This is a genomic window from Pseudomonas sp. NBRC 111133 (assembly GCF_001320605.1).
GTDB classification, from domain to species: Bacteria; Pseudomonadota; Gammaproteobacteria; order Pseudomonadales; family Pseudomonadaceae; genus Aquipseudomonas; species Aquipseudomonas monteilii.
In genome coordinates this window covers 14,335-26,094 of record NZ_BCBJ01000031.1, presented here as the reverse complement: position 1 = coordinate 26,094, position 11,760 = coordinate 14,335, and the positions used below count along the sequence as shown (strand labels likewise).

Annotated in this window: 11 protein-coding genes; 6 read left to right on the top strand and 5 right to left on the bottom strand. The window is 62.7% G+C overall.

The features are described 5' to 3' along the window. Positions 1–3 precede the first annotated feature (3 nt). A complete protein-coding gene (ttgA, locus tag APH36_RS06525; protein ID WP_060497964.1) occupies positions 4–1,158 on the bottom strand; it encodes a toluene efflux RND transporter periplasmic adaptor subunit TtgA in 1,155 nt (384 codons plus the stop codon). 257 nt (positions 1,159–1,415) lie between these two features. Between ttgA and ttgR the strand changes: the two genes are divergently transcribed. Beyond that, the gene (ttgR, locus tag APH36_RS06520; RefSeq protein WP_021785779.1) at positions 1,416–2,048 is read left to right on the top strand and encodes an efflux transport transcriptional regulator TtgR; all 633 of its coding nucleotides are present in this window, start codon (positions 1,416–1,418) and stop codon (positions 2,046–2,048) included. Between the two features lie 83 nt (positions 2,049–2,131). On the opposite strand, the gene APH36_RS06515 is transcribed toward ttgR, so the two are convergent. Further along, a complete protein-coding gene (locus APH36_RS06515; protein WP_060497963.1) occupies positions 2,132–3,583 on the bottom strand; it encodes an MDR family MFS transporter in 1,452 nt (483 codons plus the stop codon). A 363-nt stretch (positions 3,584–3,946) separates the two neighbouring features. Here APH36_RS06515 and APH36_RS06510 point away from each other — a divergent pair, with 363 nt between their 5' ends. After that, complete coding sequence (locus APH36_RS06510) at positions 3,947–4,816, top strand: oxaloacetate decarboxylase (protein WP_003259571.1); 870 nt, start codon at positions 3,947–3,949, stop codon at positions 4,814–4,816. 257 nt (positions 4,817–5,073) lie between these two features. Here APH36_RS06510 and APH36_RS06505 read toward each other — a convergent pair whose 3' ends face one another. Beyond that, positions 5,074–5,979, bottom strand: coding sequence for a LysR family transcriptional regulator (locus APH36_RS06505; protein ID WP_060497962.1), 906 nt, complete (start codon positions 5,977–5,979; stop codon positions 5,074–5,076). Between the two features lie 102 nt (positions 5,980–6,081). Between APH36_RS06505 and APH36_RS06500 the strand changes: the two genes are divergently transcribed. Beyond that, complete coding sequence (locus APH36_RS06500) at positions 6,082–6,957, top strand: MBL fold metallo-hydrolase (protein ID WP_060497961.1); 876 nt, start codon at positions 6,082–6,084, stop codon at positions 6,955–6,957. A 27-nt stretch (positions 6,958–6,984) separates the two neighbouring features. Then, positions 6,985–7,599 carry an NAD(P)-dependent oxidoreductase gene (locus APH36_RS06495; protein WP_060497960.1) on the top strand — a complete coding sequence of 205 codons (615 nt, stop codon included), beginning with the start codon at positions 6,985–6,987 and terminating at the stop codon, positions 7,597–7,599. Between the two features lie 35 nt (positions 7,600–7,634). Here APH36_RS06495 and APH36_RS06490 read toward each other — a convergent pair whose 3' ends face one another. Continuing rightward, positions 7,635–8,510, bottom strand: coding sequence for a LysR substrate-binding domain-containing protein (locus APH36_RS06490; RefSeq protein ID WP_060497959.1), 876 nt, complete (start codon positions 8,508–8,510; stop codon positions 7,635–7,637). A gap of 114 nt (positions 8,511–8,624) precedes the next feature. Here APH36_RS06490 and APH36_RS06485 point away from each other — a divergent pair, with 114 nt between their 5' ends. Further along, on the top strand, positions 8,625–10,262 hold the full coding sequence (locus APH36_RS06485) for a 5-guanidino-2-oxopentanoate decarboxylase (RefSeq protein WP_060497958.1): 1,638 nt from the start codon (positions 8,625–8,627) through the stop codon (positions 10,260–10,262). Between the two features lie 73 nt (positions 10,263–10,335). Here the strand turns inward: APH36_RS06485 and APH36_RS06480 are convergent, their stop codons facing one another. Further along, entirely contained in the window at positions 10,336–11,256 is a 921-nt protein-coding gene (locus APH36_RS06480; protein WP_060497957.1) for an AraC family transcriptional regulator, read from the bottom strand. 202 nt (positions 11,257–11,458) lie between these two features. On the opposite strand from APH36_RS06480, the gene APH36_RS06475 reads away from it, so the two are divergent. Next, a complete protein-coding gene (locus tag APH36_RS06475; RefSeq protein ID WP_016713654.1) occupies positions 11,459–11,752 on the top strand; it encodes a putative quinol monooxygenase in 294 nt (97 codons plus the stop codon). Positions 11,753–11,760: the final 8 nt, after the last annotated feature.

The following is an 11,760-nucleotide window of genomic DNA, read 5'->3' as shown; positions in this document are numbered from 1 at the left end:
GGTTTACTCCGCTTTGGCGTCTGCTTTCGCCGCGTTGGCCTGATCAGGGCTGGCCGGCTTCTTGACGTTGGTGGCTTCGCTGACCTTCACTTCGACGCCCGGGCGCACGTACTGCAGCCCTTCGGTGATCAGGCGGTCACCCGGGTTGAGGCCTTCCTCGATCAGCCAGTCGCTGCCCAGGGTACGGTTGGCTTTGAGCTGGCGCAGCTCGACCTTGTTCTCCTGGTTGACCACCAGCGCGGTCGGCGCGCCTTTGAGGTCGCGGGTCACGCCCTGTTGCGGTGCCAGGATGGCGTTGGCGTTGACACCGGCCTTCAGCCGCGCATGCACGAACATGCCAGGCAGCAGGGTGTGGTCGGGGTTGGGGAAGATGGCGCGCAGGGTGACCGAGCCGGTGGTCTCGTCGACCGCGACTTCGGAGAACTCCAGGCGACCTTCCTGCTTGAACAGGCTGCCGTCTTCCAGCACCAGCTGTACCGAGGCGGTGTTGTCGCCGGCCTTCTGCAACTGGCCGCTTTCCAGGTCACGGCGCAGCTTGAGCAGCTCGGCGGTGGACTGGGTGACGTCGACGTAGATCGGGTCGAGCTGCTGGATGGTGGCCATGGCGTTGCTCTGGCCATTGCTCACCAGCGCACCTTCGGTGACCGAAGAACGGCCGATACGGCCACTTATCGGTGCCAGCACCTTGGTGTAGCGCAGGTCGATCTGGGCGCTTTTCAGCGAAGCCTCGGCCTGCAATCGTTTGGCATTGGCGTCGTCGTATTCCTGTTTGGAAACGGCTTGCTCGTCGATCAGTTGCTTGTAGCGCTCAGCCAGCGAGCGGGTAGCCTGCAGGTTGGCCTGGGCATTGGCCAGGGTGGCTTCGTACACGGCTGGGTCGATCTGGTAGAGCTGCTGGCCTTCCTTGACCTCACTGCCTTCCTTGAACAGGCGCTTGAGGATAATGCCGTTGACCTGCGGGCGCACTTCGGCGATGCGGTAGGCACTGGTACGCCCCGGCAATTCCGAGGTCAGGGTGAAGGCTTGGGGCTGGATGGTCACGACGCCGACCTGAGGAGCCTGCGCCGCTGGCGCTGCTTCTTCTTTCTTACAGCCACTGAGCAGGGTTGCCAGGGCGACGGCGGAAACCAGAGCGGTAACGGCTGGCTTGAATTGCATGAGGATCCTCGGGTCGCTGGAGCAGGGAGACGCTCAAGAGTAGTGGAAGTGTCTTGATCTGGAAAAGATGCTATCCGGTAGATAAATAGCTTGCTAAGGAATATACTTACATTCATGGTTGTTTGTAAATACCGCTGAGTTGTACTTAGGTACCGCCACAGCCCTTGATTAGCTCATCCGCGAGGCCCCCTGCAGAGGTGCCCCCGGAGCGTTTCCCGTACGCGCTGCGCGTTCGGGCCAGATGAGGTTGTACTGCCATGGTCCGTCGAACCAAAGAGGAAGCCCAGGAAACCCGCGCCCAGATCATCGAGGCGGCGGAAAAGGCCTTCTACAAGCGCGGGGTTGCGCGAACCACCCTGGCCGACATCGCCGAACTGGCGGGTGTGACGCGCGGGGCGATCTACTGGCACTTCAACAACAAGGCCGAGCTGGTGCAGGCGCTGCTCGACAGCCTGCACGAGACCCATGACCATTTGGCGCGGGCCAGCGAAAGCGAGGATGAGGTCGACCCGCTTGGCTGCATGCGCAAGCTGTTGTTGCAGGTGTTCAACGAGCTGGTGCTCGATGCCCGAACCCGGCGTATCAATGAAATCCTGCATCACAAGTGCGAGTTCACCGATGACATGTGTGAAATTCGCCAGCAGCGCCAGGGCGCGGTGCTGGATTGCCACAAGGGCATCACCCTGGCGCTAGCCAATGCCGTGCGCCGGGGCCAGTTGCCTGGCGAGCTGGATGTCGAGCGCGCGGCGGTGGCCATGTTTGCCTATGTCGATGGCCTGATCGGGCGCTGGCTGTTGCTGCCTGACAGTGTCGATCTGTTGGGTGATGTCGAAAAATGGGTCGACACCGGGTTGGATATGCTGCGCTTGAGCCCGGCGCTGCGCAAATGACACTTTGTTAAGGATTGTGAGGGAGTGTTTCCCCTTTGTATTAAGCGGGGATTAAAGGCGGGGCCGGCGGGTGGCCCCGGGCTTCATCGCCCCCGCAGTTGCCGGTCGGGCAATGCCACTGCGGCTACTAGCCCGAGCACCGCAATCAGGGCACTCCCCATCAGTAAATGACGGAATGTTTCAGTCAGGCGCGCCTGTGTCACCAGGTCCACTTCACCGGCCTTCAGGCTCCCCAGCAACGGGTTACCCAGCATTTCGAATCCGCCCTGATGCAGCAGCGCCAGCAACAGGCTGGACATGCACGCCACGCCCATGGCCCCGCCCAGCGAACGGAACAGGTTGGTGGTGCTGGTGGCCACACCAATGTCTTTGCTTTCCACCGCGCTTTGCGTGCCCACCAGCGATGTCGGGAACTGCAGCCCGCAGGCGATGCCGGTCAGCAGCATGAACAGCGCGCTGAGCAAAGCCGATTGTGGCGGCGTTAGCGCCATGGCGAAAATGGCCACGGGCATCAACAACGCACCGGCCAGAATCTGCGGCTTGTAGCGCCCCGTGCGGCTGGTCATGCGACCGCCGGTGAAGGCGCCAAGGGGCAGGCCCATGGCCAGTGGCAACAGGTGCAGCGCGGCGCTGTCGGCGCCAGCACCCGTGATGCCCTGGTAGCGCAACGGCATGAGCATCGTCAGGGAAATCGACTGGAAGCTGGCGAAGAAGATCACCCCCCAGCACAGCACCGCCACCCGATTGCTGAACAAGCCCAAGGGCAATAGCGGCTCCGGGCAGCGCCGCTCATGGGCGATGAACAACGCCAGGCCCAGTACAGCGCAGGCGAACAGGGCCAGTACGGCAGGATCAATCCAGGCGTGGCCCTGACCGACCAAGGTGATGCCCAGCAACAAGCTGCCCAGGCCGAGTATCAGCAGCACGGCGCCGAGGTAATCCACCTGGGCCTCGCGTCGCTGCGCCGGCATGCCACCGAGGGCACGGCGGATCGCCCACAAGGCAACCAGCCCCAGCGGCAGGTTGATCCAGAATACCCAGCGCCACGACAAGTACTCGGTCAGCCAGCCGCCCAGCACTGGCCCGGCGACGCTGGCTACGGCGTACATGCTGCTGAAATAACCCTGGTAGCGGCCGCGCTCACGCGGTGGCACGAAATCGCCGATGATCGCCTGGCTGACAGAGACCATGCCGCCCGCGCCAATGCCCTGCAGTACACGGGCCAGCACCAGCTGTTGCATGTCCTGGGCCATGGCGCACGCGATGGAGGCCAGGGTGAACAGGCTGATACCGGTCAGGATCATCCGCCGCCGCCCGTACAGATCGCCCAGTTTGCCGTAGATCGGCACGGCCACGGTCATCGCCACCATGTAACCGGAGATCACCCAGGCCAGCAGGCCGACATCGTTGAACTGGGCGGAAATCGCCGGCAGCGAGACGGCGACGATGGTCTGGTCCAGTGCGCCGAGGAAAATGGCCAGCATGAGAGCGGTGAGCACATTGCGCAGGGTGGTGGGGGGCAGGGCGGCGGTCACGGGAATACCTTGTCTGTCTGTTACGGCCTCTTTGTGGGCACGTCGGATTGTAACCTGAGTTAGGTAGCTTCCTATGTACTATCTGCATCCCCTATGCTGAATCGGCATTGGCGCATTCATCCAGTGCTGCATGGCTGCGTGATATCGTTGGTATGCCACAGAGGCTGAAATTCGCGGCCTGCACCAGCTTGGTGCAACATTATGCCGCAGGTTTTTCAGTGTGCTGTCTCCCACACCTTTTATTCCTCTGCCTGCATGTCGAGCATGACCGCCCAGATGGCGACGGTTGGAACAGGTCAGGTAGACCCGATTACAGGGGTCGGTAGTTACCGTTCAAATTTCAACTTAAATTGCGGAGTGATCATGCCCAAGGCTTCCCATCAAGATCTGCGTTTTGCCTTCCGCGAGCTGCTCGCTTCAGGTTCCTGTTACCACACTGCATCGGTGTTCGACCCGATGTCGGCGCGCATTGCCGCAGACCTCGGCTTCGAGGTCGGTATCCTCGGTGGTTCCGTTGCTTCATTGCAGGTATTGGCCGCGCCGGACTTTGCCCTCATTACCCTCAGCGAGTTCGTCGAGCAAGCCACCCGTATTGGCCGGGTAGCGCAACTGCCCGTGCTGGCTGACGCCGACCATGGCTATGGCAACGCGCTGAACGTGATGCGCACGGTGATCGAACTGGAGCGCGCCGGCGTGGCTGCGTTGACCATCGAGGACACCTTGCTGCCTGCCCAGTTCGGGCGCAAGTCTACCGACCTGATTCCGGTCGAGGAGGGCGTTGGCAAGATTCGTGCGGCGCTGGAGGCACGGGTCGATTCGTCGTTGTCGATCATTGCCCGCACCAACGCAGGCGTGCTGACCACCGAAGAAATCATCGTGCGCACCCAGAGCTACCAGAAAGCCGGTGCCGATGGCATCTGCATGGTGGGGGTAAAGGACTTCGAGCAGCTTGAGCAAATTGCCGAGCATCTGACCGTGCCGCTGATGCTGGTCACCTATGGCAACCCGAACCTGCGCGATGACGAGCGCCTGGCGCGCCTGGGCGTGCGTATCGTGGTCGATGGCCACGCGGCCTACTTTGCTGCGATCAAGGCCACCTACGACTGCCTGCGCCTGCAACGCGGCCAGCAGAACAAGTCGGAAAACCTCAGCGCGACCGAACTCTCGCACACCTACACCCAACCCGAGGACTACATCCGCTGGGCCAAGGAATACATGAGCGTGGAAGAGTGACCGGCGGCGCGCCGTCAACTCAACGGACGGCGCTCAAGGTTGCGGTGTGAGGCACGCAATGTGCCTGCTCGCAGCTGTTGGCGGCACTGGGCTGGCTGCGTAGCAGCTCGGCGCGCCAACAGGCTGAGCCGTACAGCCCTGCGACAGCAGTCAGGGCCATGACAAGGGCGACTCTTCTTGATTTGATGCCCATGGTACTCACCTCCAGTTACAGCGACAGGTGATACCGTTAAGCGTAGGTCATTTCTCACGTTACATCAGAGATCCCGGTCCCACTCGGGTTCGTTCTTGAACCGCTGCACCAGAAAATCCAGCATGCTGCGCAAGGTTGCCGGCATGTGCTTGCGTGACGTGTACACCGCATTCAGGTTCAGTTCGCGGGGCTTTGCCTCGGGCAGCAGGCGCACCAGTTCGCCCCGGCGCAGGGCGTCGGCGGCCTGGTAGGTTGGCAGCATGGCGATACCCGCGCCAGCCAGCGCGGCCTTTTGCAATGTCATGGCTTCGTTTGCACTGATATTCCCCGTCACCGGCACGGCGATCTGTTGGCCGCCCACGTCGAAATGCCACAGGCTATGGCCGAAATAGGCATGGGTCAGGCAGTTATGCCGGCTCAGTTCTTCGACCCGCTGTGGGGTGCCATGCTCAAGCAGGTAGGCGGGGGACGCACACACCACCGAGCGGCATATGCTCAGGCGCCGGGCGATCAGGTTGGGGTCCAGGTCGTTGCTGGTGCGGATGGCCAGGTCGATACGCTCGTCCACCAGGTTGACGGTGCGGTCGAGCATCTGCAGTTCCACGTTCACACCTGGATAGCGCCGCACATAGGCCGCCACCGCATCCACCAGCTGCGCCTGGCCAAAGGATGTACTGACGCTGATGCGCAATGCGCCCTTGGGCGCGTCATCCGGCTGTTGCACGGCAGCCTGCAGGTCACCGGCCAACTCCAGCAACTGCCGACAGCGTGGCAGGGTTTCCTGGCCGGCGGCGGTGAGGCTGAGCTTGCGTGTGGTGCGCTGCATCAGGCGCGCGCCCACCCAGTCTTCCAGCGCTGCCAGATAGCGCGACACCACCGGCCGCGATAGCTGCAAATGATCCGCCGCTGCCGACTGGCTACCCAGGTCGACGACGGTGACGAAAACGCGCATGGCGTTGAGACGGTCCATGATTTGCCCGGTTTCAGAAACAAACTATGTTCGAGCATCGCATTTTTTGTCATGGATCGGGCAACTAAGCTGTTGGCCATCGTTATCTGGAAGGCGTTGCCAATGTCCCTGTTCACTCCCTTGCGTGGCCTGCTGCTGGCCTGCGTTACCCTGGCCGGCCCGGTGCTGGCCGCCGAACCCTTGAAGCTGGAAGTCTACAACCCTGGGCATGAGGCCATCTTCCCGGTCAGTTCGGTGATTGTCAGTGGCGAGCACGATGCCGTGCTGGTCGATGCCCAGTTCGGTAAGGCCCAGGCCCAGCAACTGGTGCAGCGCCTGCGAGCTGGTGGCAAGCACCTGACTACCATCTATATCAGCCACGGTGACCCGGATTACTACTTCGGCCTGGACACCCTGACAAATGCTTTCCCCGACGCCAAGGTGCTGGCCTCGGCCGCCACTGTCGCGCATATCCGTCAGACCATGGACCCCAAGCTGGCGTACTGGGGCCCGCAGATGGGGGCAGACAAACCGGCACGGCTGGTGCTGCCACAGGTACTGGAAGGCAACCGATTGACGCTGGAAGGGCAGGCCCTTGAGGTGGTTGGCCTTGACGGTCCGCAACCAGACCGCAGCTTTGTGTGGATCCCGTCGATCAAGGCGGTGGTCGGCGGCGTGGTGGTGTCCGAGCACATTCATGTGTGGATGGCCGATACCCAGACGGCCCAGTCGCATACCGACTGGCTCGGCACCCTGGCGCACATCGAATCGCTGGCGCCGCGTACGGTCATCCCGGGCCATTACCTGGGGAACAGCAGCCGCTCGCTGGAGGCTGTGCGTTTCACGGCGAACTACATTCGTGACTTCGATGCCCAAGCGGCCAAGGCAAAAGACGCGGGTGCCTTGATCGAGGCGATGAAGCAACGTTACCCGGGCCTGGCCGATGAAAGCTCCCTGGAGCTGGGTGCCAAGGTCGCCAAGGGCGAGATGAAGTGGTAATTCCGTTCAATTGATGGAGAGTATCCCATGAGCAAGATCGCAATCATCGGTGCCACTGGCCGTGCTGGCAGCCAGTTGCTGGAAGAGGCCCTGCGCCGTGGCCACAGTGTATTGGCCATCGCCCGTGACCCTTCGAAACTGGAGGGCCGGGAGGGAGTGACCGTCAAGGCGCTGGATGCCAAGGACGGCGCGGCCCTGCAAGCCGCGGTCACGGGCGTGGATGCCGTGCTGAGCGCTGCGCATTTCTCGACCATCGAGCCGCACGCGATCATCGAGCCGGTCAAGCGGGCCGAGGTCAAGCGCTTGCTGGTGGTGGGCGGTGCGGGCAGCCTGCTGTTGCCGTCGGGGCACCGGGTGATCGACAGCCCGGACTTCCCGGAAGCCTACAAGGCCGAGGCCACTGCCGGGGTGCGTTTTCTGGAGGCGCTGCAACGGGAGCCGAACCTGGACTGGACCTTCCTGTCGCCGTCGGCGGAGTTTGTCGAAGGTGAGTGCAGCGGGCGGTACACGCTGGGCAAGGATCATCTGCTGATTGGTGCGGATGGCAAGAGTTGGATCACCTTTGCCGATTATGCGATTGCCATGATCGATGAGCTGGAAAAGCCGGCGCATTCGCGGCAGCGTTTTACCGTCGGGTATTGAGTCGCCCCCTTCGCGGGCATGCCCGCGAAGGGGCTTCATAGGCTGGCCTGGCTCTCCAGCCAGTCCAGCAATTCCACCAACCCCGGCGGCAAGCTTCTGGCCTGGCTCACCAGGTAATACCCCTTGCCGGTCATCACCTTCAGCGCAAACGGCATGCATAGCCGCCCCCCGCGCAGGTCATCCCCAATCAGCGACCAGTCGCCAATTGCCACCCCGGTCCCCTGCGAGGCCATGGCCATCGCCATGTCCAGCGTCTCGAAATGCTGCTTGGGCCCATGAGCGGCCAACGTCACCCCGGCCGCCTGCAACCACAACCGCCAGTCATGTTCATCCCGTGATGGATGCAGCAGCATGTGCCGCGCCAGGTCCTCCACCTGGCGCAATGGTATCGGCCCGTCGCATAGCGAGGGCGCACACACCGGCGTCAGCTGTTCATCGAACAACTTGCGCACCTGTAACCCGTGGTTCGGCGTGTCGCCATACACCACCGCCGCATCAAAGCCCTCCCGGCGGAAGTCCACCCCGTGCTGCACCGTGGTCGTCAGCTCCACCGGCACATCCGGGCGCAGTGCTTGCCACTCCATCAGGCGTGGCAGTAACCAACGCATCACGCAGGTGGGCGCCTTGAGCTGCAAAGTCGTGCTGCGTCCGCCCACCTCATTCACGCCTTGTTCGATCAGTGCGAACACCTGCTGCACCCGTGGCAGCCAGTCCTGGCCTTCACGGGTCAGGCTCAGCCCACGGGCCTGGCGCTGGAACAACGCATACCCCAGGTGCTCCTCAAGGGCCGCGATCTGGCGGCTGACGGCGCCTTGCGTGATGTGTAGCTGTTGCCCGGCACGGGTGAAATTGCAGTGCTGGGCGGTCACCAGAAAGGTGTGCAGGGCGGCTAAGGGCGGTAGGCGTTTCATTGCGATAAGCCATGATTACAGGACATGGCTAGTATGTGTTTTTTTGCATTGTGGTGGTAGTCATGGGTTGGGTCCAATAAGCACATAACCCAACCAGATTCATGGTGAACCCTGATGGCAACGTGCGGCGAAGTACTGGTCAAACTCCTTGAAGGCTATGGCGTGGACCATGTCTTCGGCATTCCCGGTGTACATACCGTGGAGCTCTATCGCGGCCTGGCGGGTTCGTCCATTCGCCACATCACCCCGCGCCACGAGCAGGGTGCCGGGTTCATGGCTGACGGCTATGCGCGCACCCGTGGCAAACCCGGAGTGTGCTTCATCATCACTGGCCCTGGCATGACCAACATCACCACGGCGATGGGCCAGGCCTATGCCGATTCGATCCCGATGCTGGTGATTTCCAGCGTGCAGTCCCGTGACCAGTTGGGCGGTGGCCGTGGCAAGCTGCACGAGCTGCCCAACCAGGCGGCGCTGGTGTCGGGTGTGGCTGCGTTTTCTCACACCTTGATGAGTGCAGCAGACCTGCCGCAGGTGCTGGCCCGGGCATTTGCCGTGTTCGACAGTGCCCGACCACGCCCGGTGCATATCGAAATCCCGCTCGACGTGCTGGTCGAACCGGCTGATTTCCTGCTGCCGGGCCGGCCCGTGCGCGGTAGCCGTGCGGGGGCTGCCCCGCAAGCTGTAACACAGATGGCTGAGCGCCTGGCCTGTGCAAAGCGGCCGTTGATTCTGGCTGGGGGGGGCGCGTTGGCAGCCGGTGCTGCCCTGGCACGCCTGGCCGAACACCTTCAGGCACCGGTGGCGCTCACCATCAATGCCAAGGGTTTGCTGCCGGCCAGCCACCCGCTGCAAATCGGTTCGACCCAGTCGTTGCCTGCCACGCGGGCGCTCGTCGCCGAGGCCGACGTGGTGCTGGCGATCGGTACCGAACTGGCTGAAACCGATTATGACGTGACGTTCAAGGGTGGCTTCGAGATCCCGGGAAGCCTGCTGCGCATCGACATCGACCCGGACCAGACCGTGCGCAATTACCTGCCGGAGCTGGCGCTGGTGGCTGATGCCGAATTGGCCGCCGAAGCGCTGCTCGGTGCTTTGCAGACTCAGCTGCAACCCGTGCGTGAAAGCACCTGGGGTGTGGCCCGGGTGGCCAATCTGCGCCAGGCTCTGGCGGCAGGCTGGGACCAGTCGACACTGAGCCAGACGCGTTTGCTGAGCGCCATTCTTGAGCGCCTGCCCAATGCCATCCTGGTGGGCGATTCGACCCAGCCGGTGTACACCGGCAACCTGACCCTGGACATGGATCAGCCACGTCGCTGGTTCAATGCCTCGACCGGCTACGGCACCCTGGGTTATGCGCTACCTGCGGCCATGGGCGCCTGGCTCGGGAGTGCGGAGCAAACCGGACAGCGTGCGCCTGCGGTGTGCCTGATTGGCGATGGTGGTATGCAATTCACCCTGCCGGAGCTGGCCAGCGCGGTGGAGGCGCAGGTGCCGCTGATCGTGCTGCTGTGGAATAACCAGGGGTACGAGGAAATCAAGAAGTACATGGTCAACCGGGCGATCGAGCCTGTTGGTGTGGATATTCATACGCCGGACTTCATCGGCGTGGCGCGGGCGTTGGGCGCGGCGGCGGAGAATGTGGCGGATGTGGCGCAGTTGCAGGCGGCGCTGGGGCAGGCGGTGGAACGCAAGGGGCCGACCTTGATTCAGGTGGACCAGAATCAGTGGCAAGGGACAGTTTCGGGTTGAACTGAAGCTGTTGCCTGTACCGACCCTTTCGCGGGCGAGCCCGCGAAGAGGCCGGTACAGCCACCAAAAAGTTTTAGACAGCAGTGGCTCTCAATCTGGCCACATCCCGAATCGGCGGCGCTCCATACAGCCTGCTGTACTCCCGGCTGAACTGCGACGGGCTCTCATACCCCACCCGATAAGCCGCCACCGCCGCCTCCAGCCCGTCATTGAGCATCAACCTCCGCGCCTCCTGCAGGCGCAGCTGTTTCTGGTACTGCAACGGGCTCATCGACGTCACTGCCTTGAAGCGGTGATGCAGGGTCGAGGTGCTGAGGTTGACCTCCCGGGCCAGGTCCTCGATACGCAGCGGCTGTTGATAGTTGTTGTTGAGCCAGGTAATGGCCTGGCAAACCCGGTGCGTCTGGCTGTTGGCCAAGGCAATCTCGTACAGCCGATAACCCTGCGGCCCGCGCAACAAACGGTAGAGAATTTCACGGCGGAACAACGGCGCCAACATCGCGATATCGCGCGGTGTGTCCAGCAGTCGGATCAGCCTCAGCAGGGCATCCAGCAATGGCGCATCGGTTCTGTCCACATACAAACCGCGACCGGAAGGCCGGTTGGGCACCAGCATCGGCCCGCTCTCGGCAATCAGCTGGCTGATCTCTGCCGGGTCCAGGTCTATGCGCAATCCAAGGCTGGGGTGTTCGGGGCTGGCGTCGAGCTTTACGCCGCTCAGTGGCAGGGTTACCGAAACCACCATGTAGTGCAGCGGGTCGTAGGCATATTGTTCGTCACCGAGGAACAGGCTTTTGCTGCCCTGGGCCAGGATGCACAGCGCGGGTTGAGCGAGGGTCGGCACCGAGCGCACGTTCTCGGTGTAGCGCACCAGGAACAAGCCATCGATGGCCGAGGCCGGGCCGTGGGGCTCGCCGGCATGGCGGCGGATCAGTTCCGCAAGCTCCTGGCGCTGCAATTCCAGGGGTGGGTCGATGGGTGTCGGTGTGGTCATGGTAGATTTCCTCTGCTGACCGACGCAGCATAGGTTTGGGCAATGGCGGGCGCTAGTCGAAAGCTGCACGTCGATTGCCTGATCCTGCCGCGCTGCAGGATCAGGCAATCGGCATGCAGTAATGGCCTAACGCGCCGCGCGAGGCAGCCCCTAACCTTGGCAGCCTGGCTTTTCCGTCCGCCTGCTTCAAGGAGATTGTGCAATGACCTCAAAACAACCGGTCACCCACCTTGCTTTCATCCGTGCCAGCAGCGGGCGCTCGGCCGAGTTGGGGGCGCGACTGCGTGACCTGCTCGAACCCTCGCTGCGAGCGCCGGGCTGCCTGAGTTTCACGGTACAGCGCTCCCAGGCGGATGCCGACCTTTGGTTGCTCAGCGGTAGCTGGCAGGACCAGCAGGCGATGAGTGGCTACTTCGCCTCGCCAACGTTGGAGGTGTTTGGCGAGTTGGTGCAGGCACAGGTGGTCAGCAGCTTGGACCTGCATACCTTCGATTGATCAGTGAT